At 59.6% G+C, this 25,968-nt stretch carries 25 protein-coding genes; 13 read left to right on the top strand and 12 right to left on the bottom strand.

Annotated features, from left to right (window positions below; genetic code table 11):
* Positions 1-76 precede the first annotated feature (76 nt).
* From VQ575_RS13165 to VQ575_RS13155, 3 genes are all read right to left on the bottom strand, one after another.
* On the bottom strand, positions 77-1,450 hold the full coding sequence (locus tag VQ575_RS13165; RefSeq protein WP_039588487.1) for a sigma-54 interaction domain-containing protein: 1,374 nt from the start codon (positions 1,448-1,450) through the stop codon (positions 77-79).
* 108 nt (positions 1,451-1,558) lie between these two features.
* A complete protein-coding gene (rtcA, locus tag VQ575_RS13160) occupies positions 1,559-2,590 on the bottom strand; it encodes an RNA 3'-terminal phosphate cyclase (RefSeq protein ID WP_325919842.1) in 1,032 nt (343 codons plus the stop codon).
* Positions 2,591-2,593: 3 nt separating this feature from the next.
* Positions 2,594-3,820: an RtcB family protein gene (locus VQ575_RS13155; protein WP_039588485.1), complete on the bottom strand. Its 1,227-nt coding sequence runs from the start codon at positions 3,818-3,820 to the stop codon at positions 2,594-2,596.
* A 204-nt stretch (positions 3,821-4,024) separates the two neighbouring features.
* On the opposite strand from VQ575_RS13155, the gene rtcR reads away from it, so the two are divergent.
* Positions 4,025-5,644 carry an RNA repair transcriptional activator RtcR gene (gene rtcR, locus VQ575_RS13150; RefSeq protein ID WP_325919841.1) on the top strand — a complete coding sequence of 540 codons (1,620 nt, stop codon included), beginning with the start codon at positions 4,025-4,027 and terminating at the stop codon, positions 5,642-5,644.
* 60 nt (positions 5,645-5,704) lie between these two features.
* Here rtcR and VQ575_RS13145 read toward each other — a convergent pair whose 3' ends face one another.
* Positions 5,705-6,670: a LysR family transcriptional regulator gene (locus VQ575_RS13145; RefSeq protein WP_045156002.1), complete on the bottom strand. Its 966-nt coding sequence runs from the start codon at positions 6,668-6,670 to the stop codon at positions 5,705-5,707.
* A gap of 294 nt (positions 6,671-6,964) precedes the next feature.
* On the opposite strand from VQ575_RS13145, the gene argH reads away from it, so the two are divergent.
* The 8 genes from argH (at position 6,965) to VQ575_RS13105 (ending at position 15,495) form a co-directional block, all read left to right on the top strand.
* Positions 6,965-8,392 (top strand): argininosuccinate lyase, encoded by a 1,428-nt coding sequence (argH, locus tag VQ575_RS13140; protein ID WP_039588481.1) that lies wholly within the window; start codon positions 6,965-6,967, stop codon positions 8,390-8,392.
* Between the two features lie 140 nt (positions 8,393-8,532).
* The gene (locus VQ575_RS13135; RefSeq protein WP_030138893.1) at positions 8,533-9,411 is read left to right on the top strand and encodes an amino acid ABC transporter permease; all 879 of its coding nucleotides are present in this window, start codon (positions 8,533-8,535) and stop codon (positions 9,409-9,411) included.
* A gap of 10 nt (positions 9,412-9,421) precedes the next feature.
* Positions 9,422-10,186, top strand: a complete 765-nt coding sequence (locus VQ575_RS13130) for an amino acid ABC transporter ATP-binding protein (RefSeq protein WP_325919840.1) — start codon at positions 9,422-9,424, stop codon at positions 10,184-10,186.
* Between the two features lie 39 nt (positions 10,187-10,225).
* Positions 10,226-11,050, top strand: coding sequence for an ABC transporter substrate-binding protein (locus VQ575_RS13125; RefSeq protein ID WP_325919839.1), 825 nt, complete (start codon positions 10,226-10,228; stop codon positions 11,048-11,050).
* A gap of 145 nt (positions 11,051-11,195) precedes the next feature.
* A complete protein-coding gene (locus VQ575_RS13120; protein ID WP_325919838.1) occupies positions 11,196-12,038 on the top strand; it encodes a polysaccharide deacetylase family protein in 843 nt (280 codons plus the stop codon).
* Positions 12,031-12,933, top strand: a complete 903-nt coding sequence (locus VQ575_RS13115) for a polysaccharide deacetylase family protein (RefSeq protein ID WP_325919837.1) — start codon at positions 12,031-12,033, stop codon at positions 12,931-12,933. The genes VQ575_RS13120 and VQ575_RS13115 overlap by 8 nt, the downstream gene beginning before the upstream one ends.
* Entirely contained in the window at positions 12,930-14,306 is a 1,377-nt protein-coding gene (locus tag VQ575_RS13110) for an MmgE/PrpD family protein (protein ID WP_325919836.1), read from the top strand. Before VQ575_RS13115 ends, VQ575_RS13110 begins: the two co-directional genes overlap by 4 nt.
* A 16-nt stretch (positions 14,307-14,322) precedes the next feature.
* Entirely contained in the window at positions 14,323-15,495 is a 1,173-nt protein-coding gene (locus VQ575_RS13105) for an MFS transporter (protein WP_325919884.1), read from the top strand.
* A gap of 47 nt (positions 15,496-15,542) precedes the next feature.
* On the opposite strand, the gene VQ575_RS13100 is transcribed toward VQ575_RS13105, so the two are convergent.
* From VQ575_RS13100 to VQ575_RS13080, 5 genes are all read right to left on the bottom strand, one after another.
* Positions 15,543-17,396: an ABC transporter ATP-binding protein gene (locus tag VQ575_RS13100; protein WP_325919835.1), complete on the bottom strand. Its 1,854-nt coding sequence runs from the start codon at positions 17,394-17,396 to the stop codon at positions 15,543-15,545.
* 163 nt (positions 17,397-17,559) lie between these two features.
* Positions 17,560-17,904 (bottom strand): antibiotic biosynthesis monooxygenase family protein, encoded by a 345-nt coding sequence (locus VQ575_RS13095; RefSeq protein ID WP_325919834.1) that lies wholly within the window; start codon positions 17,902-17,904, stop codon positions 17,560-17,562.
* A 44-nt stretch (positions 17,905-17,948) separates the two neighbouring features.
* Positions 17,949-18,923, bottom strand: coding sequence for a zinc-dependent alcohol dehydrogenase family protein (locus tag VQ575_RS13090; protein ID WP_325919833.1), 975 nt, complete (start codon positions 18,921-18,923; stop codon positions 17,949-17,951).
* Positions 18,924-18,986: 63 nt separating this feature from the next.
* Positions 18,987-19,289 (bottom strand): ArsR/SmtB family transcription factor, encoded by a 303-nt coding sequence (locus VQ575_RS13085; RefSeq protein WP_039588470.1) that lies wholly within the window; start codon positions 19,287-19,289, stop codon positions 18,987-18,989.
* 124 nt (positions 19,290-19,413) lie between these two features.
* A complete protein-coding gene (locus tag VQ575_RS13080) occupies positions 19,414-20,004 on the bottom strand; it encodes a TetR/AcrR family transcriptional regulator (RefSeq protein WP_325919832.1) in 591 nt (196 codons plus the stop codon).
* 99 nt (positions 20,005-20,103) lie between these two features.
* Between VQ575_RS13080 and VQ575_RS13075 the strand changes: the two genes are divergently transcribed.
* From VQ575_RS13075 to VQ575_RS13060, 4 genes are all read left to right on the top strand, one after another.
* Positions 20,104-20,862: an SDR family oxidoreductase gene (locus VQ575_RS13075; protein WP_325919831.1), complete on the top strand. Its 759-nt coding sequence runs from the start codon at positions 20,104-20,106 to the stop codon at positions 20,860-20,862.
* Positions 20,862-21,635: an NADPH-dependent F420 reductase gene (locus VQ575_RS13070; protein WP_325919830.1), complete on the top strand. Its 774-nt coding sequence runs from the start codon at positions 20,862-20,864 to the stop codon at positions 21,633-21,635. Before VQ575_RS13075 ends, VQ575_RS13070 begins: the two co-directional genes overlap by 1 nt.
* 73 nt (positions 21,636-21,708) lie before the next feature.
* On the top strand, positions 21,709-22,632 hold the full coding sequence (locus VQ575_RS13065) for a LysR family transcriptional regulator (protein WP_039588467.1): 924 nt from the start codon (positions 21,709-21,711) through the stop codon (positions 22,630-22,632).
* Positions 22,619-23,548, top strand: a complete 930-nt coding sequence (locus tag VQ575_RS13060; RefSeq protein WP_325919829.1) for an AraC family transcriptional regulator — start codon at positions 22,619-22,621, stop codon at positions 23,546-23,548. The genes VQ575_RS13065 and VQ575_RS13060 overlap by 14 nt, the downstream gene beginning before the upstream one ends.
* Before the next feature lie 3 nt (positions 23,549-23,551).
* Here VQ575_RS13060 and VQ575_RS13055 read toward each other — a convergent pair whose 3' ends face one another.
* From VQ575_RS13055 to VQ575_RS13045, 3 genes are all read right to left on the bottom strand, one after another.
* The gene (locus VQ575_RS13055; RefSeq protein WP_325919828.1) at positions 23,552-24,475 is read right to left on the bottom strand and encodes an NADP-dependent oxidoreductase; all 924 of its coding nucleotides are present in this window, start codon (positions 24,473-24,475) and stop codon (positions 23,552-23,554) included.
* A 118-nt stretch (positions 24,476-24,593) separates the two neighbouring features.
* Positions 24,594-25,142 (bottom strand): hypothetical protein, encoded by a 549-nt coding sequence (locus VQ575_RS13050; protein WP_039588796.1) that lies wholly within the window; start codon positions 25,140-25,142, stop codon positions 24,594-24,596.
* A gap of 77 nt (positions 25,143-25,219) precedes the next feature.
* Positions 25,220-25,918 carry a hypothetical protein gene (locus tag VQ575_RS13045; RefSeq protein WP_039588463.1) on the bottom strand — a complete coding sequence of 233 codons (699 nt, stop codon included), beginning with the start codon at positions 25,916-25,918 and terminating at the stop codon, positions 25,220-25,222.
* Between the last annotated feature and the right edge of the window lie 50 nt (positions 25,919-25,968).

Here is a 25,968-nt window from a genome sequence, read left to right as displayed (position 1 = left end):
TATCAAGCCAGGGAGGCGTATCGCCGGTCAGCGGCGATCAGTTTTCTGATCGATTTCCACGGTGTTGATCAGAAAACTAATCAGACTGTTCCCAGCGTTTCATTTTCTGCACCACCGTCGCCTGGCTCACGCCCAGAGCCTTGGCCGCGAGGCGCGTGGTCTTGTGCTCGCGCAGCGCGGCGCGAATTGCAGTCCGCTCGGCGTTTTCCACTACCTTGCGCAACGGCAAGCCCGTGCCATTGGTATCAGGCGGGTTGAGGTCGAGGATCTCTTCAGGCATATCGAGCGCCTCGACAGTCCCGGTCTGATTGGTCACCACCAGCCGTTCAACCACGTTGATCAATTCGCGAATGTTGCCGGGCCAGGCGTATTCGCACATCAAATCGAGGGCTTCCAGACTCCATCGGACCTGGCGCTCATAACGGGTATTAAATCGATCAAGGTAGTAATGCAGCAGCGGCGCAATCTCCTCCCTGCGTTCGCGCAGTGCCGGAATGTGGATCGGCACCACGTTGAGCCGGTAATACAGATCAGCCCGAAAACTCCCCTGCGCCACGCGTTGCTTGAGATCATGGTGGGTGGCGCTGATGATGCGTACATCGACCTCCTTCAGCTCCAGGCCTCCGACGGGAATGAAGCGATTTTCTTCGATGACCTTGAGCAGCTTGACTTGCACCGGCAGCGGCAGATCACCGATCTCATCGAGAAACAACGTGCCGTGATGCGCCAGTTCCAGCAGGCCACGCTTGCCTTTGGGACCTGCGCCGGTGAACGCTCCCGGCGCGTAGCCAAACAGCTCGGCTTCGATCAGATTCTCGGGCAGCGCACCGCAGTTGAGCGCAAGGAATGGTTCGCTGGCACGCGGGCTGGCGTTATGGATGAATTGCGCGACGAGGGTCTTTCCGACGCCGGTTTCGCCTTGAAGCAGCACCTTTACCGAACTGCTGGCGACCTGCCGGGCCAATGAGAGGACTCGGCCGGAAACCTCCTGGTCGGCCATGAGCGGCGAACGCAGCAGATTGTCTTGTTGACCGGCATGGAGCTTGGCGGTGCTGTTGCGCAGTTGCTTGAGCTGTTGCAACTCATCGCGCTCGTGTTTCATGCGCAGCAGTTCAGTCATGTCGCGCACGGTACTGACCACGTATGAAATCCGCTTTCCAGCGTCGAGGATCGGCGTGGCGCTGACGAGCAATTTCTTGCCATGGCTCAGGCTCTGCATCACCGACACAGGCCGGCCACCGTGCAATACACGCAGCGTGGCCGATTGCGAGATAACGCCCTCCTTCACCAGCTCCTCCATGGATCGGCCGAGGAGATCCGCACCGCTGAGCCCGGTCAGGCGTTCGTAGGCTTGATTGACCTTCAACGTCTTGCCGTCGCCATCGGTGATATAGACGCCGTCGTGGAGAGCGTTGAGCAGTTCTTCGAAGCTGGCGTCGTTGAGGTTCACCGGGGGACGTTCCTTCCAAGGGGTGTGACCGTCAAGTGTAAACGTAGGGCCACGGTTTGAGGCGACACAAACGATTGGCGCTGACTCAGCGGGCTGACTGGAAACCGTCTAGCGAGGATGCAGCCCAACAGCAATACTGGCCTGATTGCTACCTTCCGTCAGCCGCACATCCAGATCGATGAACTGCTGGATAACAGCGGCATTCGTTCGGATGTGATTGCTCAGGCGCACCGTGGTGAGTTTGCCCGCACCGGCAATTGCCATCGGCAGCATCAGTTGATCCGCCAAGTGATTGCCTACCGCTGAATTCGATTGAGCCCACGCTGTGAATTCGTCGATCGCCTCGTCAGCGACCTGCTCCGCACGCATGCGTTCTTGCCCGATGCTGGAGAACACCTCGGTAATCCCGGCCTTCATGGCTGTGATCGATACGACATTGCCTGGTCCCGCCTGATCCCCCAGGTCGGTAACGGACAGATGGCGCCGCTCCAGCCCGAGACTTGCCGCGAGCCGATCAAGCTCCCGGTTGCCAATCGAGGCAGGAAGGGCCGAAACCAGCGCGCCAGCCGAGACAATGGTGATAGGTTCCATTTCCCCATCCAACGTCAGCGGCTTGAGGGCCGAAGGTCGTACGGTGGCCTCTACCAAGCCGCCTCCACCCGGTACGAATCCATGCCTGAGCAGCGCCAATTCCACCCGCGCTCCCATGCGCTGGATCAAGGGCAGCCACGCCTTCTGGATGAAATCGAAGGGCGGCGCGGCCGGGTTATGCGTCCCCCCGCTAATCCGGACGGTACTGGGTCCATCCGCTTGCAGGAGCGCAGGCAACAGGGTCTGCAACACCAACATCGTGCTGCCGGCAGTTCCGATTGCAAATGAATAGTCCCCTGCCCTTACGCTTGCAGGCCGGAATTCGATGGCCGTCGAGTTGAGTTCCACCCCGTGGATCCTTGCGCCACAAATCTCAGCCGCAGCTCGCACGGCAGTGAGGTGCTGGCGCAACAATCCGGGACGGGAGCGCTTACCGCGTATCTCCGTCATTCGAAACGGTCGACCGGTAATGATGGAAAGGCTGAGGGCGGTGCGCAGCACCTGCCCTCCTCCATGGGCGCCGTCGATCAGAATCAGATCCTGGCTCATTAATCAGCCCTTCACGCAGACGACTTGGCGCAAGGTATGGACCACTTCCACCAAGTCGCGCTGGGCGGCCATTACCGCGTCGATGTCCTTGTAGGCCATCGGGATCTCGTCGATGACGGCCTCATCCTTACGGCACTCGACATGGGCGGTCGCCCGGACTTGATCCTCGACAGTAAACACCGCCTTGGCCTTGGTACGGCTCATCACCCGACCTGCACCATGCGAGCAACTGCAGAACGCCTCCTCGTTCCCCAGCCCGCGCACGATGAAGCTCTTGGCGCCCATCGACCCAGGGATGATCCCCATCTGCCCCTTCTGCGCCGAGACGGCGCCTTTACGAGTAAGGAGGATGTCTTCTCCAAAGTAGGTGCCCTGCTCCACATAGTTATGGTGGCAGTCAACGGCGATCAGCCGGGATTCGAAAGGCTTGGTGATAATCGATCGTACGGCGTCGAGCACCGCAAGCATCATTACCGCGCGGTTCTGCTTGGCGAAGTCCTGGGCCCATTCAACCGCCTCGACGTAGTCATCGAAGCTGGACGTGCCTTCACGCAGGTAGGCCAGGTCCCGGTCAGGCAGGTTCACCATGTGCTCGCGCATTTCCTCGCGGGCCTTCTCGATGAAGTAGGTGCCGATCATGTTCCCTACGCCACGGGAACCGGTGTGGAGCATCACCCAGACATGGTCGGCTTCGTCCAGGCACACCTCGACGAAATGGTTGCCGGTACCCAACGTCCCGAGATGTTTGTGGTTGTTGGTTTTTTTCAGGCGCGGGTGCTTGTCGATGATGAGGTCGAACCGGCCTTCAAGCGCCGACCAGGCCTGATCGACAACCTCCGGAGTCGTTTCCCAGGCACCTTTGTCACGGCCGTTGCGCCCGGAGGTGCGTCCATGCGGAACAGCTTTCTCGATGGCCGTACGTAGGCCGAACAGGTTGTCGGGAAGGTCGGTGGCGTGAAGTGAAGTGCGCACTGCCGACATCCCGCACCCAAGGTCGACCCCGACGGCTGCAGGGATGACTGCACCCTTGGTCGGGATCACGCTGCCGATGGTCGAACCCTTTCCCAAGTGAACATCGGGCATGACAGCCATGTGCTTGAACACGAACGGCATCTGCGCAGTGTTCATCAGTTGTTGCTTAGCCTCCGGCTCAACCGGGACGCCTCGGGTCCACATTTTGATGGGCTTGCCGTTTTCGACCTCAAGCAACTGGTAGGTTTGAGTGGTCATTGTTTCGCTCCTTGGTATTTTGTGTGGGAGCTCCATAGCGAGCAGCATGCCAACTTCCTTCTTGGGCGGCCCATGAAACCATTAGATTATTGATTTTTAAGGCCTTATTCACCTTTGGCAGACACGCAACGCCGCATTGCTATCCAAATGAACTGTCAGGAAACTATACTTTTCTATCGGTGTATATCTTTCAGGATAGGTTGCATGATCGCAAAAAAGACAGTCGCCATCGGAATCCTAGGATCGAAGCTAGACCGTGTGGGAAAAGGTTCGCAGCGCTGGAGCAAATGGCGCCCAACCCTCTCGCTGTGCCAACAACCCGACCTGCTCATCGATCGCCTTGAACTGATTCATGGGGACGCGCCCTGGGATACCGATCTTGCCCTGAAAGTCGCGACAGATATCGCCCAGGTGTCGCCTGAGACCGAGGTTCGCCTGCATCCCATGGCGATGCAGAACGCCTGGGATTTCGAAGAGGTCTATGCCTCGCTGCATGACTTCGCGGCTGACTATCCGTTTGACACCGCTGGTGAGGATTACCTTGTCCACATTACGACAGGCACTCACGTCCAGCAGATCGTCTGGTTCCTGCTGGCCGAGTCTCGGCACATTCCCGCCAAACTGATACAGACGCAGCCTAATGGCGTACGGGCTGATGACTCGGCCCCGACAGGCAAGTATGTTGTCACCGACCTCGACCTGCAGCGCTACGACCAAATCGCGAAGCGATTCCAGGCTGAACGCCTGGAAGGCACGGAGCTGCTCAAGTCCGGCATTGCGACGCGCAACGCTGCATTCAACCGGACCATCGAACAGATCGAGCGGGTCGCCGCTCGATCTCGGGCTCCGATCTTGATCAGTGGCCCCACGGGGGCGGGCAAATCATTCCTTGCGCGCCAGATCTACGAGCTCAAACGTAGCCGCCACCAGATTGATGGCGCATTCGTCGAGGTCAACTGCGCCACCTTGCGCGGCGATAGCGCAATGTCGACGCTGTTCGGTCATACCAAAGGCGCATTCACGGGTGCTCAACAGGCGCGACATGGTTTGTTGCGCTCGGCTCACAAAGGCGTGTTGTTCCTCGATGAAATCGGCGAGCTTGCGCTCGATGAACAAGCGCTGCTCCTCAAGGCAATTGAAGAAAAAAGATTTTTGCCGATGGGCTCCGACAAAGAAGTCGAGTCGGACTTTACCTTGATCGCCGGTACCAATCAGGATCTGCAGGCGCGCGTCATCGACGGCCAGTTCCGCGAGGATTTGCTCGCCAGGATCAATATCTGGACTTTTGTGCTGCCGGGCCTCGCCAACCGGAGCGAGGACATCGAACCGAACATCGATTTCGAACTGCAGCGATATGCCAGGGACAACGGCCATATGGTTCGCTTCAATGCCGAAGCTCGGCGTCGGTATTTGTCTTTCGCGACCAGCCGGGGTGCCAGCTGGTCCGGAAACTTCAGGCAGCTCTGCGCGTCGATCACACGGATGGCGACCCTGGCGGACAGCGGTCGCATCGACGTTGCGCTTGTGGAGGGGGAGTTGGAGCGACTTCGCCAAGACTGGCGGCTGCCGGCAACCTCTGACCCATTGTCCGAGCACTTGGCTGACTCAGGGCTTGAGATTGACTTGTTCGATCGCCTTCAACTGGAGTCGGTCTTGACGGTATGCCGAACCTGCGCAAGCCAAGCGGATGCCGGGCGAAAGCTCTTCGCGTGCAGCCGGACAGCCAAGGCATCGCCCAATGACTCCGATCGAATCCGAAAATTCCTCGCTCGATTCAATATCGCCTGGAGCCAGGTGTACGAGCTTTCAGCGCCGCGTCACTGAGCGCCTGGAAGCTTGGGCCCATACCCCGCGTTGAATACACGAAGCAAGGTGCGCAGACCATCAGACCGTAACTTTCAAATCCACGCCCAGTGCCTGGGCAAATGCCTTGACCAAAGGACTGCGCACGATGTTATGCCGCAGTATCAGACTGAACGGCGTGACGATGTTGATCAGGTCCGGGCGCACCGCGCGAAACTCTCCCCGCGCCACCAATGGCGCCGCGTAATGCTGGGGAAGGAAGCCAAGAAAACGGCCGGTCTTGATCAGCAGCGCAACGGCCTCCACTTGGGTGGCCGAGGCGGAAAAGCTGTCGTAGCGGGCGAATTTCAGTTTGTCGCGATGCACCGCGTAGCGATGGTTGATGCACTCATGCTCCTTCAGCACATCTTCATCCATGTCTGCATCCGCCATCGAGAATAGTGGATGGCCAAGGGCGCAATATACCTCCGAGCGTTCTTCGTAAAGTGCGTAATAATCGAACTCTTCGCGTTTCTGATAAATCGGCACGATGCCCGCCACCAGCCGCCCCTCGACAACCCCTCTTTCAACCTCATCAAGTTGCGTGGCCTGGAGTTGAAACCTGACCTTGGGCGACTGTTCATTGATCCGTCTAAGCGCGGAAACTAACGGGGAATTTGTATCCGAGATTGTGTTGTCAATAACACCCACTCCAAGGTCACCGACAAGTTCATTTTGCGCTGAACTAAGGCGATCTCGAAAGTTGTCAACCGAAGCAAATAGATCGATTGACGCCTGATACACCAGACGCCCTTCTTCGGTCAGATGAAAACCCTCTCGCCCCCGCGTGCAAAGGCGCATGCCGATACGGATTTCCAGGTCGGAAATCTGTTTGCTGATCGCTGCCAACCCCACGTTCAACTCATTCTGCGCGGCACTGAAGCCGCCCGCCTCAACCACGGCCTTGAAAACTTTGAGCAATTTGAAGTCCAGCCCGCTGAGGGTCAGCGGCGCCCTGTGCGGCGCTTTAGGCGGCAGGTTTCCGGAATTGGAAAGTGGGGTTTCCATAATGCTTATTTACCTCTGGCGCCCTATTCAACAACCTGTGCCCAACAACAAAAACACGCTGGCCTAATAATAATGAACACAGAAAACCAGGCTTGGCAACCGCCAATAAATCCGGAACATCAGCGCCAAACAGCTGATCTCGAAACATTAAAAGCTGACACTTCGATCAGCTCTCGCACCGATGCAACTGCCCTCTTGATAACTGCTCTGGCCTGACTTCGTTCGCTGATTCTGTAGCGACGTCATCGCCCGGGGTACCCGTTCCAGTTCGCGTTACAGACGAGGAAAACAACAATGTCCCAAACCACCGATCGTCTCTGGGGTGCCCGCTTCCAAAGCGGTCCTTCCGAAGCCTTGGCGGCCCTGTCCCGTTGCCCTGAGCGTTACTTCCGGCTCACTCCGTACGACCTTGCCGGATCCAAGGCCCATGCCCGGGAGTTGCAGCGCGCCGGACTGCTAAGTGAGCAAGAAACCCTGGCGATGCTCGACGCGCTGGAGCGTATCGGCGCGGACTACCGCACCGGCAGCATTGCCCCGACGTTGGATGACGAAGACGTACACACCTTCATCGAGCGGCTGTTGACCGAACGCTTGGGTGCCCTGGGTGGCAAGCTGCGCGCCGGTCGCTCGCGAAATGACCAGACCGCCAACGACCTGCGGCTGTTCCTGCGTGACCATGTGCGCACCCTGGCCGTTGAGGTCCTGGGCCTGCAACAGGCGCTGGTGGACCAGGCCGAGCAGCACGTCGAGAGCATCTGCCCCGGTTTTACCCACCTGCAGCAGGCGCAGCCGATCGTGTTTGCTCATCACTTGCTCGCCCACGCCCAATCGATGCTGCGCGACGTGCAGCGCCTGGTGGACTGGGACGCACGCACGTCGCTGTCACCGCTGGGTGCCGCGGCCATGGCGGGCTCGGCCATCGCTCGTTTACCTCAGCAGTCGGCAAAGGAAATGGGTTACAGCGGGGTTTGCGAAAACTCGATCGATGCCGTGGCCAGTCGTGATCACGTCGCCGAATTCCTGTTCATCGCTAGCATGCTCGGCATCAATATCTCGCGCCTCGCCGAAGAGTTATGCCTGTGGTCGTCACGGCAGTTTCGCTGGGTCGAATTGGACGATGCCTACGCCACCGGCAGTTCGATCATGCCGCAGAAGAAGAATCCGGACATCGCCGAATTGGCGCGGGGCAAGGCGGGTCGGCTGATCGGTAACCTGACCGGCCTGTTGTCCACCCTCAAATCGCTGCCGCTGTCTTACAACCGTGACTTGAGCGAAGACAAGCACGGCGTACTCGACAGCGTCGACACCCTGCTGCTGGTGCTGCCGGCCATGGCCGGAATGGTTGCGACCATGCAGGTCAACGTCGAGGAGTTACGGCGCCAGGCACCGCTGGGCTTTACCCTCGCCACTGAAGTGGCCGACTGGCTGGCGGTGCGCGGCGTTCCGTTCAAGGAAGCGCATGAAATCACCGGGGCATTGGTCAAGGCGTGCGAGAAACACGACATTGAATTGTGGGAAGCCTCTTCAGCGCTGCTGGCTGAAATCGACCCGCGCCTCACCCCGGAAGTACGTGAAAGCCTGACCCTCGAAGCCGCCATCGCTGCGCGCAACGGCTGGGGTGGAACCGCTCCACAACGGGTGCGTGAACAGATCGGGCGCCTGAAAACCGCCCTCGCCGCCCAGCAGCAATGGACCGAGGACTATCAAGGATTTCGCCTTTAGGTCATGACGCAGAACCTGTGGGAGCGAGCTTGCTCGCGATTACGGTTTCACCATCAACATCAGCTTGGACTGATCCACCGCTATCGCGAGCAAGCTCGCTCCCACAGCGATAGCGCCGAAGCCAAGTACGGAGAACCAACATGAGCCAGACACAGGCAGAACGACTCCAGGCGGAGCGCAAGCTGGCGGAAAACCAGTTCGACATTACCCAATACGATCATGTGCCCCGGCGCTACTACGGACGGATCTTCTTCGCCACGGTGATCGTCATCGCACTCATCGGGCTGGTACGTGCGTTCGCCGAAGGCAAGATCGAATGGTCTTACATCGGCCAGTTCCTGACCTCCCAGGCGATCATGTGGGGCTTGCTCAACACCATCGTCATGGCGGTGCTGGCAATGGCGCTGGGCATCGTGTTCGGCGTGATCACCGCGATCATGCGCATGTCGGCCAACCCGATCCTGCGGTACGTGGCGTTGACCTATACCTGGCTGTTTCGCGGTACGCCGCTGATCCTGCAACTGCTGTTATGGTTCAACCTGGCGCTGATATTCCCCACCATCGGCATCCCCGGCCTGTTCGAGATGGACACCGTGAGCCTGATGACGCCGTTCGTGGCTGCACTGTTCGGCTTGAGCATCAACCAGGGCGCCTACACCGCCGAAGTGGTGCGCGCCGGGCTGCTATCGGTGGACACCGGGCAATATGAAGCCGCCAAGTCCATCGGCATGCCGCGCCTGCAAGCGCTGCGCCGGATCATCCTGCCCCAGGCCATGCGCATCATCATCCCGCCGGTGGGCAACGAGTTCATCAGCATGGTGAAGATGACATCGCTGGCGAGCGTTATCCAGTACTCGGAGTTGCTCTACAACGCCCAGAACATCTACTACGCCAACGCCCGCGTGATGGAGCTGCTGATCGTTGCCGGTATCTGGTACCTGGCCACCGTCACGGTCCTGTCCTTTGGCCAAAGCCGCCTGGAGCGTCGTTTCGCCCGCGGCGCCGGCAAGCGTTCTTGAGGAGCCCTACATGAGAAGCATCGTCAAGGCCGTGGGCCTGAACAAATATTTCGACCAATTCCACGCGCTGAAAGACATCGACATCGAAGTCGAACAAGGCGAAGTGTTGTGCATCATCGGCCCTTCCGGTTCGGGCAAGAGCACCTTGCTGCGCTGCGTCAACCAACTGGAAAAAATAGACAAGGGCGGCTTGTGGGTTGATGGCGAACTGGTGGGTTACCGGATCGTCGGCAACAAGCTGCACGAGCTAAACGAAACGCAGGTCGCTCGCCAGCGCCTGTCCACCGGCATGGTGTTCCAGCGTTTCAACCTGTTCCCGCACATGACCGTGCTGCAGAACATCATCGAAGGCCCGTGCCAGGTGCTCAAGCGCTCCCCGAAAGAGGCGAATGAAGAAGCGCTGGAGTTGCTCGCCCGCGTCGGGCTGGGCGACAAGCGCAACAGCTATCCGATCGAGCTTTCGGGCGGCCAGCAGCAACGCGTCGCCATCGCCCGCGCACTGGCCATGCGCCCCAAGCTGATGCTGTTCGATGAACCCACTTCGGCACTCGACCCGGAACTGGTCGGTGAGGTGCTGTCGGTAATGCGCGATCTTGCGCAGACCGGCATGACCATGATCGTCGTCACCCATGAACTGGGCTTCGCTCGCGAGGTTTCCAACCGCATGGTGTTCATGGACGACGGGCAGATCGTGGAGGCTGGAAGCCCCGAAGAAATACTAATAAGTCCGCAAAATCCCCGCACCCAGAGCTTCATTTCTGCCGTTCGAACCTAAGCGCCGGTTGGCGCTCACAACACTCATAAGAGAACGACCATGAAGAACTTCATTATTCCAGCAGTACTCGCAGGCGTCATGGCCTCCGGCTTCACTTTCGCGGCCCAATTGCCGGCCAGCATCAAGGCCAAGGGCGAAATCGTCGTAGCAATCATGCCGAACTACCCGCCAATGGATTTCAAGGATCCGGCCACCAACACCCTCACCGGCTTTGACTATGACTTGGGCAACGCCCTGGGTGAGCGTCTTGGGGTGAAGGTCAAATGGCAGGAAACCGGCTTCGAACAAATGATCAACGCCCTGACCACCGACCGCGTGGACATGGTGCTGTCGGGCATGACCGACACCGCCGAGCGTCAGGCCAGCGTGACCTTTGTCGACTATTTCACCAGTGGTCCGCAGTTCTACACCTTGCAGAAAAACAAGGACATCAACGAAATCATCGACCTGTGCGGCAAGAAAGTCGGCACCAGCCGCCGCACCAACTTTCCGGCGGAAATCGCCGACTGGAGCAAAGCCCACTGTGAAGCCGCCGGCAAGCCCGCGATCAATGTGATCGGCACCGAAGGCTCGGCCGATGCCCGTGCGCAACTGCGCCAGAGCCGCATCGATGCAGCCATGCAAGGCAGTGAAACCCTGCCGTACCTCAAGACTCAGGAAAAGGACATGTACAAGACCGTGGGTCTGCCGATCTCCGAGCAGTACAGCGGGATGGGCGTGAGCAAGAAGAAACCTGAGCTCAGCGAGGCGGTGAAGGTTGCGCTGCAAAGCATGATCGATGATGGCAGCTACCAGGCGATCCTCAAGAAGTGGGACCTGGAACTGGGAGCGATCAAGACCGTGACGATCAACGCTGGGAAATGAGCTGATTTCCCCAAGCCAATGCGAACGAGCCTACTCGTGAAAGCAGTATTCATTCAACATCAGTGTTGGCTGAACCGCCGCATTCGCGAGCAGGCTCGCTCCCATGGGGATTGTGGTTTATCTGTAGATTATTGGAGTGCTAGCGATGTCCTCCTTACCCACCTGGCCCACCCCGCACAAGGCCTGCCTCGCCCTGGCCTTCGACCTCGATGGCCCGACCGGTGATGCCATGCTCAACGGATCGATCTGGCGCAAGCCCGAGTACTTCGGGTTCGGCGGCTACGGTCCTTACCGGGCGCTGCCACGCCTGCTGGACCTACTGGATGAGTTCCGTATCCCAACGACGTTCTTCGTCCCGGCCTGGGTCGTGGAGAACTGGCCGAGACAATGCCAGGCGATTGTCGAGCGCGGCCATGAAGTGGCTTATCACGGTTACAAACACGAATCTTTTTACGCCCTGACGCTGGAACAGCAGAAGGACGTGATGAAGATCTCTCGCGAGGTGTTCTGGAAACACCTGAATATTCGCGCCGAAGGCTTTCGTACGCCGTCCGGCGACTGGCGCGCCGAAACCCCGGCCATGCTGGTGGAGGCGGGTGTTACCTACTCCAGCAGCATGCGCGGCGATGACCGGCCGTACCTGGTGAACGTGCCGGGGTTCGGTACGCCACTGGTGGAAATTCCTGGTCGCTGGGAAATGGACGATTACGCCTCCCTCGCCTACACCCGCGCACCGAACTTCCCTTCCGGGCTGGATCGCACCGCCAGTTACGCGCTGACCCTGGATAACTGGTGCCGCGAATACGACGGCGCCATGGATGAAGGGTTATGCCTGACCACCCTCTTCCACCCCAAGATTACCGGTAAGCCGGGCCGCATCCTGCTGCTGGAAAAACTCTTCGAATACATGCGCACCCGTGACGACGTGTGGTTCGCCACCTGCCGTGACGTCGCCCGGTGGTGGCTCAAGGAGCATCATCATGGTTGACATTCCAATCTGGCCGAACGGCTATCGCTGCGCCGTGGTACTGACCGTCGACTACAACGATATCCACGGTATTCTCACGCAGGCCTCGGAAGTCGCCGGGCGCGAAAAGACCCTGTCGGTATGGCGCTACGGTACCCAGCGCGGCGTGGAGCGTTTGCTCGGCCTGTTCAGGGAACTTGGCGTGCCCAGCAGTTGGTTTGTCCCCGGTATTGTTGCCGAGCAAAACCCTGGGCACATCCAGGCGATCCTGGCCGATGGTCATGAAGTTGCCTGCGCCGGCTACCGTCATCAGGACTACGACACGCTGGACCTGATGGCGCAAAGCGACGACATCGCCAAGGGCTGCGAAACCCTGGCCAGGCTGACCGGCCAGCGCCCGGTCGGTTTCCGAATCCCGGCGGGCAATGGCGCGCCGGGGTTCATAGAGGCCTTGAAAGACCAGGGTATTCGCTGGTCTTCATCGTGGCGCGGCGATGACTTGCCATTCGCTCACCCGACTGCTCCCAGCGTGATTGAAGTGCCGCTGCACTATGAACTGGAGGATGAGCCTTACTTCGCCTTCAACCTGAGCCCGGCGGTGCCACCCGCACAATCACGAATCGCCTCCTACAGCCACACCCTGGGCAACCTGCAAATGGACTTCGCAGGGTTTCACCGGTTTGGCCTTTGCTACGTGCTTCGCCTGCACCCGGAAATCATCGCCACGCCGGGACGGATAGGCGTGCTGCGTGAGTTGATCAAGGGCATCCAACAACACGATGACGTGTGGATCGCCACCGGCGCTAAGGTCGCGCAGTGGTGGGCCGCAACCGCAGGGCCGGTTGCTGAAGACCATCCGGCGTCGGTCTATGAGCGACATTATCGGGGCTCTGTTTCATGGGGCTCTGTTTCATGAGCGAACGCTTGCAACGCCTGGCGCGATGGTGTGTTGACCTGCGATTCGAAGATCTACCACATGCATTGGTGGCACAAGCCAAGCGGCACATCCTCGATACGTTCGGCGCAGCGCTGGCCGGCGCCGACAGCGGTGTCGCCGAGCAGGCACGCACGGTCTTCGCGGGGGAGGCAGGAAACGTACCGGTCTGGGGCACTGGCGCGAAGGTTTGCGCATCTCAGGCGGCGATGCTCAACGGCGTGGCCGCCCATGCCCTGGAGCTGGATGATACCGGTGGTTGCGATCATTCCGGCGCCGTCGTCCTGCCAGCAGTGATGGCGGCAATGACGTTGATCTCACAGCCAATAACCGGTCGCGAATTCGTCAACGCGGTCGTGATCGGCTACGAAGTGGGCCGTCGGGTGCTCGAATCCTGCGGCGGTTATTCCGCCCACAACGGCGCCGGCTGGCATTCCACCGCGACCTGTGGCGTGTTCGGAGCAGCCGCCGCCTGCGCACGTGTCCTCGGCCTGGATGCGCGCCAGACCCTTTCGGCCCTGGGCATCGCCGGCAGCTTCAGTGGCGGCTTATGGGCCTTTATTCACGACGGCTCGCAAAGCAAGAAACTGCACAGCGGACGCGCCGCGGAAGGTGGCCTGTCGGCGGCGCGATTTGCCCAGCAAGGCATCAGTGGCCCGACGCAGTTATTCGACGACGTCTGGGGTGGCTTCCTGAAAACCCTGGCTCCGGCAACTTCAACACCCGAAGCGCTGGATGCCGACCTCGGCATGGCCTGGAAGCTCGCCCGCTGCTCGATCAAACCCTACGCGTCCTGCCGAGGCACGCATTCGGCCATCGACGCCCTGGGCCTGCTGCTGGATCAATTGAACGTACGGCTCGACAAGGTCGAAGACGTACACGTTTCGCTAAGCGGGTTTCTCCACCGCATGTGTGGCGGTCGGGACGTCACCACCCTTGCCGGCGCACAAATGAGCCTGCCGTACGCCTTGGCGGCGCAACTGGTGCAGGGGCATTGTCGATTGCAGGCTTATGGCGATCTGCAGCGCAGCGATCCACGCATGGGCCAGTGGATGTCGCGCATCCATCTTGAAGTAGACCCACGCCTGTCCGAGGATGGCGAGCCGGTGGTGACGCTGCGGACCGTGGAGGGTCGGCAGGCGAGCCTGTGCGTAGACGTGCCATCGGGGGCGCCGGGTAATCCACTGACTGATGTGGCCCTGGAAGAGAAGTTTCTCGACTTGGCGACGCGGGTGATGCCACCCGAACAGGCGGCTGGACTGATGGAACAACTGCAGTGCATTGAAGAAATGGAATCCGTCCGCACACTGGAACGCTGGCTTGGGTCGTCGTGGCGAGAACCGATATCTGAATAAGGACATTTGCATCACCGTGGCCACTTACTCGCTCGTCATACGACGCTTGATGATCGTCTCACTGACCATCGTGGTCAGCCGCGCCATCACCAGCCCCTTGCTCACGCTGTTCCTGAGCAATAAGTTGGGCCTCGACCAACAGGACGTTGGCTTGCTGCTCGGCATCGCGGTGTTCACCGCCACCCTGTTGGCCCTGTACGGTGGCTACGTCATCGATCGCCTGGAAAAACGTCGGTTGCTGATCCTGGCGATGCTCTCCAGCGCCATCGGCTTCGTGCTGCTGACCTTTGCCGAAAACCTTTACCTGACCACCCTGACCGTCGTCATCACCGAGACCGCGTCCGCGTTGTTCCTGATCGGCTCCAAGGCGATCCTCAGCGAAAACCTGCCGATCGGCCAGCGGGCCAAGGCGTTTTCTCTGCGCTACACCCTGACCAACATTGGCTATGCCACAGGCCCCATGCTCGGCGTGGTGATTGCCGGCGTCTATCCGATCGCACCCTTCCTGATCGCCGGGAGCATCGCGTTTGCGAGCATTTTCCTGATGACCGGCATTCCTGCGGACCCCGCATCGAAACCGGCCACGTCGACGCCGCCCAGTTTCCTCACGACGCTGAATACCCTGAAAAATGACCGCACCCTGATCATGTTCACCTGCGGCTGTCTACTCAGCACGGTGGTACACGGCCGCTTTACTCTCTATCTGTCACAGTATCTGCTGGTGACCCACGACTCCGAGCGCGCGTTGCAAATCATGGCCGCCCTGCTCGCCTGCAACGCAATCACAGTCATTCTGTTGCAATACCAGATCGGCCGGTTCCTCGACCGCGAGAAGTTGCGCTATTGGATTGCCGTAGGCACCAGCCTGTTCATCCTGGGCCTGATCGGCTTCAGCCTGGCGGACGATATGCTGACCTGGTGCGCGGCCATGTTCATATTCACCCTCGGTGAAATGATCATCTACCCGGCCGAATTCCTTTTCGTCGATACCCTGGCCCCGGAAGAACTGCGCGGCAGCTACTACGGCGCACAAAACCTGGCAGCCCTCGGTGGCGCCCTGAGCCCGGTCATCTGCGGCTACCTGCTGCTACATACCCCGGCACCGACGATGTTCTATGCCTTGAGCGCACTGACCGCCATCGGCGGGCTGCTGTGTTACATGAGCGGAAGTCGGGTGGCGGTTGTGTAGAAGTGATGCGCTGGTTGTGCTCCAGTGAAGTGGGTTAGAGCTCTCGCCTACTCCACCGCCTCAACCACCCCCTGATCCTCACCCAGAAACCCGCCACTCTGGTGATGCCAGAGCCGCGCATAAGTCCCGTTCTTCCCGAGCAATTCGCTGTGGGTGCCTTGCTCGATAATTCGCCCTTCATCCATCACGATAAGCCGGTCCATAGCCGCGATCGTCGACAGCCGATGCGCAATGGCGATCACCGTCTTGCCCTTCATCATTTCGTCAAGGCTCTCCTGGATGGCGACCTCGACTTCGGAGTCCAGCGCGCTGGTGGCTTCGTCAAGCAGCAAAATCGGGGCATTCTTGAGCATTACCCGGGCGATGGCGATGCGTTGCCGCTGGCCGCCCGAAAGCTTGATGCCACGTTCGCCCACGAGGGTGTCATAGCCGGAGTGACCTTGCTTATCGCTCAGTTGGTTGATGAACCCATCGGCCTGGGCGCTGGCCGCTGCGCTGCGGATCTGTTCCTCCGTCGCGTCAGGGCGGCCATAGGCGATGTTGTCGCGGATGGACCGGTGCAGCAGCGACGTGTCCTGGGTGACCATGCCGATGGCGCTGCGCAAGCTGTCCTGGGTGACGTGCGCGATGTTCTGCCCATCGATTCGAATCTCGCCGCTGTCCACGTCATAGAAACGCAGCAGCAGGTTGATCAGCGTGGATTTCCCGGCACCGGAGCGGCCTACCAGACCAATCCTTTCCCCTGGGCGAATGCTCAGGCTCAGGCCATCGAGCACCTGGCGTTCACCGTTGTAATTGAAACTCACGTTGTCGAACGTTACCGCACCACCGGTGGTTACCAGCACGCCGGCATTCGGCGCATCCTGCACCTTGGGGCCACGGGTCAGGGTCTCCATGCCATCCTGCACGGTACCGATGCTCTCGAACAGCGAGGTCATTTGCCACATGATCCAGTGCGACATGCCATTGATGCGCAACGCCATGGCAGTGATCGCCGCGACGGCCCCGGTGCCGACTTCACCTTGATGCCAAAGCCACAGGGCATACCCGCCCGACCCCATGATCAACCCGACCACCAAGGCCTGGTTGACGATTTCGAACTGGCTGACCAGGCGCATCTGGCGAAAGCCGGTTTGCTTGAAATCCTCCATGGCAGCACGGGCAAAATGCGCTTCGCGCTTGGAGTGGGAGAACAGCTTTACCGTGGTGATGTTGGTGTAGGCGTCCGAAACACGCCCTGTCATCGACGATCGCGCATTGGCCTGTTCCTGCCCGACTTTCTCCAGGCGCGGCACGAAGTACCGCATGGCAATACCGAACAAGACCACCCAGGCAAGGAAAGGCAGCATCAGCTTCAGGTCAAATCCGCCGGCCAGGGCGATGATCGCAATGAAATACACGCCGATCCCGGGAACGATCTCGATGAGGGTGAACAGCACCTCGCGCACCGACAGCGCCGTTTGCATCACCTTGGTGGTGACCCGGCCGGAGAATTCATCCGAGAAGAACGACAGGCTTTGTCGCAGCATCAATCGATGGAAATCCCAGCGCAGGCGCAACGGCAAGTTGATCGCCAATATCTGGTGCTGCACCATCGTGCGCAACGCAACCAGCCCAATACTGGTCACCAGCATGATGCCGATCCCCCACAGCACTCGACTCTCCTGGGCTGCCGCATCGCCGCCTGACTGCCAGGTCGACAGCAAATCCACGACCTGGCCGAGAAATGAAAACAGCCAGGCTTCGTAAATCGACACACCGGCGCTGAGCAGCGCGAACGCCAGGACATAACCACGGGCGCCCCGCGTGCATGCCCACAGGAACCGAGCCAGGCCGTCGGGCGGTGGAGGGAGTTCGTCAGGCGGAAAAGGATCGAGTCGCTGTTCAAATACGCGAAGCATGGTGATTTCCAAAACGATTCAGTCAGGAGATTCTGGCATCTAAAGAATGCGTTGAGGAGTTTGGACGTAGACGCAAGGCTGATTGCTCAGAATTTTTTCCATGGCAATGTTGCGGGCCACGCTGCAAGACGCGTCCCGCAAGCAACTGCCGTATTGTCTGCACTCAGGTCCATCCGATGCTGACGGGACTGTTCGAACCATCAGATCCATCCGTAGCAAAAGATGTTTCCTGGATATGATAGACCCTCGGTTCTTCCGAAAAATATTCCTCCAAGCCCTTCATGAACATCCGATTGTCCTCGCTTTCTTCGAAACCCGGCGTGTGATCCTCCAGTGATTGCCATCGCACGATCAGGTTGAATTGCTGGGGCGTTTCAATCCCTTGCGCTAGCAAGTGGCCGCGGTACCCCTTTGCGCGGGTGAGCAACGGAGCGACCTCGGCGAATGCGCGCGGGAACATGCCAATGCGTTCTTTGTGAACCGGGAGCAGAGCGATTTCATAAATCATGATGTGCCTCGAAAAAATGGCTTGGATGGTTATCCAGGTTGTATCTACGAAATGAGCGATGGCTCGATCGCTATCGCGATTTTTCCTCGGATACCGTTGTTGGCGCTTTCCAGCCGGGCATGGGCGAGCGGGATATCGGCAAGCGAATAGACCGCGCCAACATGTGGTCGCAACTGGCCGCGCTCTACCAATGTGCTCAACTCGTCGAGCTTGCCGCGGTTCTGTCGGGTGAAAACGAAGTGATAGCTCGCGTTCTTGCCCCAGGCCTGGACAACGTTTTGTGGCTGGGCAATGTCGACGATCGTGACAACACGGCCAAGTTGTGCGAGCAGGTCCGGACTGCGTGACAGTGTGTTACCGCCGATGGTGTCGAATACGACATCGACCCCCCGGCCACCGGTTTCCCGAATAACGGCGTCGACGTAATCTTCTTTTTCATAATCGATAATCACATCGGCACCCAGGCTGCGTGCAAACTTGGCGTTTGTCTCGCGCACGGTCGTGTACACCCGCGCCCCCATGGCTTTTGCCACCTGGATCGCCACATGGCCGACACCCCCCGCCCCACCGTGTATGAGAATGCTCTCGCCCACCCTGAGCGCTGCGCGTACGACCAGGGCTTCCCATACCGTCCCGCCAACCAGCGTCAGGCTTGCCGCCTCAAGATGAGTCAGTGAGGAAGGCTTCTTCGCAATGATGTTTTCGGCCGCGACGTGGTATTCGGCGTAGCTTCCCGGACCGTCGAATATTTGCGGCGTGTACCAGACTTCGTCGCCCGGAGCGAAGCTCGTTACACCGGGTCCGACTTTTTCGACGACACCCGATACGTCGTGTCCGGTAATGGTCGGCAATTGCACCAGGTCGGGATAATCGCCACGTCGAACCTGGTAGTCCAAGGGGTTGATGGAGGTCGCATGTACCCGCACAAGAACCTGTCCTGCCTGAGGCACCGGCTTGGGCACGTCACGCAGTTCGAACGATTCCGGGCCGCCAAATGCTTTAAGTATCATTGCTTTCATGAGTAGATCCTCGTATCGATAAAAATGGATATCGGGATATCTCGATATCATACGGCAAAAAAATTACAGCTCTTTCCCTATGATGTCGCCAAGTGCTCTGATGTTCGCTTCATTGCGTTTGTAGTAGGTCCACTGACCGATGCGCCTGACTTCGACCAAGCCCACCCGTTGCAGCGTTGCAAGGTAACCAGACACCGTTGACTGCGACAGTCCGATGCCTTCTTGGATACTACTGACGCAGACGCCTACCGTGAGAACGTCTCCTTCATCCTGCGGAGGGAAGTTCTTTGCGGGATCCTTCAACCCCTTCAGAATTTGAAGGCGCGTAGGGTTTGAGAGCGCTTTGAATATTTCGATCAAGTCCATGGCGCGATCATATCGAGATTTAGCGATATGTCAATCTTCCAAGAAGCAATCGAACGCACGTTGCGTTGCTCGGCAGAGATGTAATGGGAGGCCGCCCCTCTCAAAGACGGCCCGGCGCTGAATGCTAAACGTCGTTTTTCTTCAGGCTTTCAGGGCTGCCGGCGCATAAGCCATCCATGACCAGGTCCATCAATCTGGCAAGACGCGGGCGCCATTCGCTTTGGCAATCCATTTGCCATATGCCACCAATGGCCAGGAAAAAGTCGTCATGGGTGACCCCGCTACGAATGGTCCCGGCCTTTTCATTCGCCCTCAAAAGCAACTCTGCGGCCTCCTGGACCGGTGCATACCCCGATTTTCCAGGAAACTCGTAGGCAGCGGACGCCTGGCGTATCGCCGTCGCAAGTCCCGCCTTCGTCATTGCGTATTCCGCCAGGCAGTCCATCCATTCTCGCAGGGCCTCCTTGGGTGTTCTTGTGGCAAGTAGCTGTTCCGCCAGCGAGGCCACCTGCTGCATTTCGAACTGATAAACCTCGAAGATCAACTTCTCCCGAGTGGCGAAGTGGCGATAGAACGTGCCCTGCCCTACGCCGGCCTTCTTGGCGATGGTGCTCAGCGGGACCGCCGGATCGTTTGTCAGCTCGACCACGGCTACTTCCAATATCCGTTCGCGATTTTTCTTGGCGTCAGAACGCATCACCGGTTCGTCGGTCATGAGCAAGAATTTTCCTTGATGCATTGCTAAGCGGACAACTGTCCGGTACGTTGCCTAAGTGGACATCTGTCCGCTTACGCACTCACACCGGAGTTTACTATGAACAGCACTGGCAACACGATTCTGGTTACTGGCGGCACCTCAGGCATAGGCCTTGGCCTGGCGCTCAAATTTCACGAGGCAGGCAACAACGTCATCATTGCGGGACGGCGAAAGGCGCTGCTCGACAAGATCGTGGCGGAACATCCCGGCATTGATTCCGTGTTGCTGGACGTGCGCGATCCACAATCCATCCTGGGCGCCAGCGAAGCGCTTGCCATCAGCCATCCGAACTTGAACGTTCTGATCAACAGCGCAGGCATCATGCACTGGGAGGATCTGACTGATCCGGATGACCTGATCACAGCCGAAAATATCGTGACAACGAACCTGCTTGGCACCATTCGCTTGGCGTATACATTTATTCCCCAACTGACCAAGCAGCCCAGTGCCACGATCGTAAATGTCAGTTCTGCCTTGGCATTCGTCCCGCTACCTTCCACACCGACCTACAGCGCAACCAAAGCGGCCGTCCATTCGTTTACCCAAAGCCTTCGGGTGCAGCTGGAGGCCTCGTCGGTCGAAGTGATCGAGCTTGCGCCGCCGGGTGTACGTACCACATTGCTTGGCCAGGAGAATGACGAAAACGCCATGCCCTTGGACGAGTTCCTGGAGGAGATTTTCGAACTGCTCGAAATCAATCCGACTCCAAAGGAACTTGTCGTCGAGCGCGCCAAGCCATTACGGTTTGCCGAAGCGAACGGCTCACACGATGAGATTCTCAAGATGCTGGCGGGCTACAAACCACCGCAAGAATGATGAAACTTGCAGATTTGTTCACAGGCGAGGTGACTGAAATGAAGATCGGAATTATCGGCGCAGGCAACATTGGGGCGACCCTTGCCCGCAAGCTCGCTGCCTGCGGCCATGACATCAAGCTGGCGAACTCGAAAGGGCCTCAAACCATCCAGAAACTTGCCAGCGAAATCGGCGTACAGGCGGTGACCAAGGACGATGCGGTGTCCGGCGCGGACGCCGTAATCCTGTCGATCCCCTTCGCCAGATACCCGGATCTCCGGCAGACGTTGAGCAATGCTTCTGAGAAGACCGTCGTCATCGATACATCCAATTACTATCCGGGACGCGACGGGGCAATCAAGGAAGTCGATGACGGCAAGCCCGAGAGCGTCTGGGTGAGCGAACAGCTTGGCCGCCCAGTCGTCAAGGCATGGAACGCCTTGCTCGCCGCCACGCTTGCCGACAAAGGCCAGCCAGCCGGGTCTTCAACCCGCATAGCGTTACCCGTGGCTGGGAATGATGCCAGCGCTGTGGCAGTGGCGCAGGATCTTGTCGAGCAGACAGGCTTCACTGCTTTTGCCGCCGGCAGCCTCGAAGACTCGTGGCGTCAGCAGCCAGGCACACCCGCTTACTGCACCGAGTTGACATTGCCAGAGCTGAAACCGGCACTGGACACGGCGGACAAGGCGCGGGCAGCGCAAAACCGTGACGCACTGATCGCCAGGTTCATGGCTCCCGGCGGTCAGTTTACCCATGAGCAGATTGTCGCCCTTAATCGCACGATGACAGCCTGACGACAGGCTCAGCTGGGCCTGGCTTATCGGCAAAACACCGATAATATGCATCGAAACGTTCACGAGACCAGCGATGATTCCAGACCCGGGCACCCCTACCCTCGATCAGTTACGCGTGTTTCTCACGGTGGTCGACGTCGGCAGTTTCGCCGGCGCCGCACGTAAACTGCATCGCGCCACCTCGGTGGTGAGTTATTCGATCGCCAACCTGGAAATGCAATTAGGCGTCAGCCTGTTCGATCGCAAGACCACTCGCAAACCGCAACTGACCGACGCCGGGCGCACGGTTCTGGCTGAGGCGCGCACCATTTACAACGGAATAGACGGTTTGCGGGCCAAGGTCCGTGGATTGTTGCACGGGCTGGAAGCCGAGGTGCATCTGGTGCTCGATGTGATGATGCCCGGCGAGCGTGTGGTCGACGCGCTGAAGGCGTTCCGGGAGGAATTTGCGACCGTATCGCTGCATCTCCATGTCGAAGCCCTGGGCGCCGTGGCGCAAAAGGTACTCGATCGAGGGGCGTCGTTGGGCGTCAGCGGGCCCCTGACCCACAGCCTTGATGGCATCGAGCGCATTGGCGTGGGCAGCGTGGCGCTGATACCGGTTGCCGCGCCCGACCACCCTTTGGCAGCGTCCGGGCCCAATGCCCCGGGTGCCGGTCGCGGCCACGTGCAGTTGGTGCTCACCGATCGCTCCAGACTCACCCAGGACCAGGAGTTCGCGGTCGTCGGTACGCGCACTTGGCGCCTGGCTGATCTCGGCGCCAAGCACATGTTACTGCGCGAAGGCATTGGCTGGGGCAACATGCCCATCGATAGAGTGAGCGAAGACCTGGCCAGCGGCCGCCTGGTGCGGCTTGAATTGCCGGACTGCATTGGCGGCGACTACGCCTTTGATGTCATCTACCGCACCGACACCCCACCGGGACCTGCCGCGAAGTGGCTTATCGAGCGCTTCAGGACGCAGGCTGCCGACGATGCCCGGGATGCACAAGACTGAACTGGAGGTCCCCCTGAACGACAATCAGCGCATCACGGCCGAATCGATGCTCGCTTACATGCCGGGCAAGCCGCAGGCTCTGCCATCACACCCGCCGATGCAGGACGTGGTGGTACAGCTATTCAGCCACCCCAGCCTCGTCGAGCCGATCCTGGTGCCTGCCGTGGCGGAACCACTCCTGGTCCTGGTGCTCGCGGGCGCCGCTCGGGTGGAGGAACGTTCCCAGGGAGGCGAATGGGAGGCCGCCGACGTTCGGGCCGGCGATTTCTTCCTCACCAATACCGACCAGCCCTACGAAATGCGTTGGCAAACCCAAGGCTGCGACACGTTCGAGGTGATGCACCTCTATCTCGGCCTGTCGTTGATCGATCAGGCTGCTCGCGACGTGCTGGGCGACCAGGGGGGCTCGGTCACCTTCCTCGACATTTCAGGCGCCCGGGATGATCGAGTGCGCTTGTTGATGGATCAACTGCGCAGCGAACTCATCGACGAACGTCAGCCCAGTCCATTGTTCACCCACGGTCTGGCGCAGGCGCTGGCGGTGCATCTGGTTCGCAACTACTTCGATGCGCCCAGCGGAGCCCGACGCAGCAGCGCGCTCCAGGCGTACAAGCTGCGCCGAGTCATCGATGCGATGAATCAACATCTGGACAGCGACTTCAGCCTCGCCCATCTGGCGCAGGTCGCCGAGCTGAGCGAGTACCACTTCAGCCGCATGTTCAAGCGCGCCACGGGCCTGTCGCCCTCGCAGTATTTTATCCGCCAGCGGATGAGCCGCGCCCGGCACTTGCTGCTCGAAACGGAGCGCAGCATCATCGACGTGGGCCTTGAAGTCGGCTATTCCAGCCCAAGCCATTTTTCCCAGGTGTTCCGGCGGGAAGTGGGCGTCACGCCAAGCGCTTACCGCCAAGGGTGACCGTTACCGACTCGCGTCGAGCACCAGCTTGCCCCGGGTGTGCCCCGACAAGCTTCTGCGCAGCGCCTCCTCGGCCTGGGACAACGGCAACACGTCCACGTCAATGACCAACTCGCCGGACTCGAACAGCGCCGCGATCTGCTCCAACTGCGCACCGTCGGAGCGCGTCGCGAAATGTTTGCCGGTAGCTGCGACCGCTTGGGCTTTCGTGGCATCGGGTGGGCTCACCGGTGAAACCAGCACGCCGCCTGGTTTCAGCACCGACCATGAGCGTGCCTGGGTGTCGCCACCAATCAGGTCGAGCACCACGTCGACCGGCTCGACAACCGCCTCGAACCGCACCTGGTTGTAGTCGACCACCTCAGTGGCGCCCAGCCCACGCAGATAATCATGATTGCCCGCCGAAGCCGTCGCGATGACTACCGCACCGGCGATCCGCGCCAGTTGCACCGCAAGGCTGCCCACCCCACCCGCTGCTCCGTGGATCAGCACGCGCTGGCCCGCCTTGATTTGCCCGTGTTCATGCAGCGCCTGCCAAGCGGTCAGTGCGACCGCCGAAACCCCAGCGGCCTGCAACGCCGGCAACCGGCTCGGCCGACGCGCCAGACGATCCACGCTGGCGACGGCCTCGGTTGCATAACCACCCACGATATTGATGAAACCGAACACCTCGTCGCCGACCGAGAACGCGGTGACGCCCTCTCCAATCGCCGCTACGCGCCCGGCCACTTCGACCCCTGGCGTGTAGGGCAACTGGAGCGGGATAAACGCTTTCATCGCCCCCGAAAGTACTTTCCAGTCGACCGGGTTGACGCCGCTGCCTGCGACTTCGATCAACACTTCATTTTTGCCGGGAACCGGCGATGGGATGTCCTCGAACACCAAGCCTTCTGGCTGACCGTATTGCGCTACGCGAATCGCTTTCATATTTCACCTCGGGAAAGTTGATGAGGAGAATTCTGCCTGCGCATCGCATATCTAAATAGACGGCTAATTTCGAAGGTTAGGTTCGATAAAATAGAATAGATACCCGCCGCCGGACTGGCTAGACAGGCGTAACCCGGCGCAACGAAGCGCGCTGGACCGGTCTCTGCTGCCAATCAAGCTGCACCTGGACCCTGGCCACCGCATCCAGAACCTTTTGCGCCCAGCCCTCATCCTCCGGATGCACCACCACGACGCGAAACCCGTGGTCGTTCCCTTCGATCTGCACGCCTTCGGAATCATCGACGTGCAAGTCGATATCGAACGCTGGCGGATACTTTGAGGGTGAGTCGCACATCCCATGCACCGTCAACGCACGGTTGTGCAGCACGCTATTGACGACACCGTCGACACGGATGCCGTACAGCAACAGCCAACGCCGGATGTAGGACGGCGTGCGACCGGACGATGTGTAGACCCAGATGCTGCAGCCCTGGCGACGCAGCTCGCGGATCAGCGAGCGCGTTCCCATGCGCAAAGGCTCCCCCAGCCAACGGTGGACGCAGGCCGGCAAGCGGCTGTGCTCGACGTCGCAGTGATGGAGTTGGCAAGCGAGTGTGTCATCGATATCAAACGAAATGCGTATACGCTGGCGCTTGAGCAGCCCCATCGGGTGGGCGCCGCGGATGGCCTGCCCAACCCGGCTGCCGAAGGATTTGCGCCTGGCTGACGCCGGATCCCTGCTCATCAGTGACCGCCTTGGGTGAGGGGCAACGATTTGCCCTTGAGGAAAAACTTCATCGGGTCCGGTGCCTGTTCTTCCAGGAAAGCTGCGTATTTCTTCTTGATCTTGGGCAATTCGTACAGTGCCTTGACGCCATGCTTGGCAGAGTTGCGTATGACCGAGGACGGGTTGAAGTAGCCCTCGGCGTTTTCCAGTGACAACACAAAAGGAGGAAGCCCCGCACGCATGAGCAGGTAGCTGACGATCAGCGACCCACTGCGGTTGTTGCCCTCGATAAACAACTGCGGCTTGCTGAGGATCCGCACGTAGACCCCGGCCGCACGCTTCCAGACGGATTCACTGCGATACGCGCAATACCAGTTGTACAAGTCCTTGATGCCTCCCTCAACATTGTTGAAGAAATGCGCCTCGGTCGCGGCCAGGTGTTGCGCGTATTCCAACCGGCGTGCCGGGTCCCGGCCACAGAGCACCGTGGCGTTGATCTCAAGCATCAGGTTCAGTTGCTGGAGATCGAACAGGTCGACGCCGCGGGCAACATAGTCGTCAATCAGCGCATAGCCTTCAAGCACATTTTGCAGCACTTCGTCCGTCAGCGGGTCGCGCGGCTCGGTGAAGTGCCGGCTCAGCGCGGCGAAGCGCTCCTGCACTTCGCGCAGTGCTCGTTCAATGGCAGGCAAATCAAGGCGATGCGTAGCAGGCATTGGTGCTCCTTGGAAACGCTTGGTAAATGTCTACCGGATGCCCGCCAAAT

This window comes from Pseudomonas frederiksbergensis (genome assembly GCF_035751725.1).
Taxonomy (GTDB): Bacteria; Pseudomonadota; Gammaproteobacteria; order Pseudomonadales; family Pseudomonadaceae; genus Aquipseudomonas; species Aquipseudomonas frederiksbergensis_A.
This window is presented reverse-complemented; position numbering and strand designations above follow the sequence as displayed.

Excerpts from the sequence above, each read along its gene's own strand:
- VQ575_RS13095 (WP_325919834.1), bottom strand. The coding sequence starts at position 17,904 with ATGATTTATGAAATCGCTCTGCTCCCGGTTCACAAAGAACGCATTGGC.
- rtcA (WP_325919842.1), bottom strand. The coding sequence starts at position 2,590 with ATGAGCCAGGATCTGATTCTGATCGACGGCGCCCATGGAGGAGGGCAG.
- VQ575_RS13050 (WP_039588796.1), bottom strand. The coding sequence starts at position 25,142 with ATGGGGCTGCTCAAGCGCCAGCGTATACGCATTTCGTTTGATATCGAT.
- VQ575_RS13110 (WP_325919836.1), top strand. The coding sequence starts at position 12,930 with ATGAGCGAACGCTTGCAACGCCTGGCGCGATGGTGTGTTGACCTGCGA.
- argH (WP_039588481.1), top strand. The coding sequence starts at position 6,965 with ATGTCCCAAACCACCGATCGTCTCTGGGGTGCCCGCTTCCAAAGCGGT.
- rtcR (WP_325919841.1), top strand. The coding sequence starts at position 4,025 with ATGATCGCAAAAAAGACAGTCGCCATCGGAATCCTAGGATCGAAGCTA.
- VQ575_RS13045 (WP_039588463.1), bottom strand. The coding sequence starts at position 25,918 with ATGCCTGCTACGCATCGCCTTGATTTGCCTGCCATTGAACGAGCACTG.
- VQ575_RS13100 (WP_325919835.1), bottom strand. The coding sequence starts at position 17,396 with ATGCTTCGCGTATTTGAACAGCGACTCGATCCTTTTCCGCCTGACGAA.
- VQ575_RS13080 (WP_325919832.1), bottom strand. The coding sequence starts at position 20,004 with ATGACCGACGAACCGGTGATGCGTTCTGACGCCAAGAAAAATCGCGAA.
- VQ575_RS13120 (WP_325919838.1), top strand. The coding sequence starts at position 11,196 with ATGTCCTCCTTACCCACCTGGCCCACCCCGCACAAGGCCTGCCTCGCC.
- VQ575_RS13070 (WP_325919830.1), top strand. The coding sequence starts at position 20,862 with ATGAAACTTGCAGATTTGTTCACAGGCGAGGTGACTGAAATGAAGATC.
- VQ575_RS13145 (WP_045156002.1), bottom strand. The coding sequence starts at position 6,670 with ATGGAAACCCCACTTTCCAATTCCGGAAACCTGCCGCCTAAAGCGCCG.
- VQ575_RS13135 (WP_030138893.1), top strand. The coding sequence starts at position 8,533 with ATGAGCCAGACACAGGCAGAACGACTCCAGGCGGAGCGCAAGCTGGCG.
- VQ575_RS13125 (WP_325919839.1), top strand. The coding sequence starts at position 10,226 with ATGAAGAACTTCATTATTCCAGCAGTACTCGCAGGCGTCATGGCCTCC.
- VQ575_RS13090 (WP_325919833.1), bottom strand. The coding sequence starts at position 18,923 with ATGAAAGCAATGATACTTAAAGCATTTGGCGGCCCGGAATCGTTCGAA.
- VQ575_RS13075 (WP_325919831.1), top strand. The coding sequence starts at position 20,104 with ATGAACAGCACTGGCAACACGATTCTGGTTACTGGCGGCACCTCAGGC.
- VQ575_RS13065 (WP_039588467.1), top strand. The coding sequence starts at position 21,709 with ATGATTCCAGACCCGGGCACCCCTACCCTCGATCAGTTACGCGTGTTT.
- VQ575_RS13055 (WP_325919828.1), bottom strand. The coding sequence starts at position 24,475 with ATGAAAGCGATTCGCGTAGCGCAATACGGTCAGCCAGAAGGCTTGGTG.
- VQ575_RS13155 (WP_039588485.1), bottom strand. The coding sequence starts at position 3,820 with ATGACCACTCAAACCTACCAGTTGCTTGAGGTCGAAAACGGCAAGCCC.
- VQ575_RS13130 (WP_325919840.1), top strand. The coding sequence starts at position 9,422 with ATGAGAAGCATCGTCAAGGCCGTGGGCCTGAACAAATATTTCGACCAA.
- VQ575_RS13085 (WP_039588470.1), bottom strand. The coding sequence starts at position 19,289 with ATGGACTTGATCGAAATATTCAAAGCGCTCTCAAACCCTACGCGCCTT.
- VQ575_RS13060 (WP_325919829.1), top strand. The coding sequence starts at position 22,619 with ATGCACAAGACTGAACTGGAGGTCCCCCTGAACGACAATCAGCGCATC.
- VQ575_RS13115 (WP_325919837.1), top strand. The coding sequence starts at position 12,031 with ATGGTTGACATTCCAATCTGGCCGAACGGCTATCGCTGCGCCGTGGTA.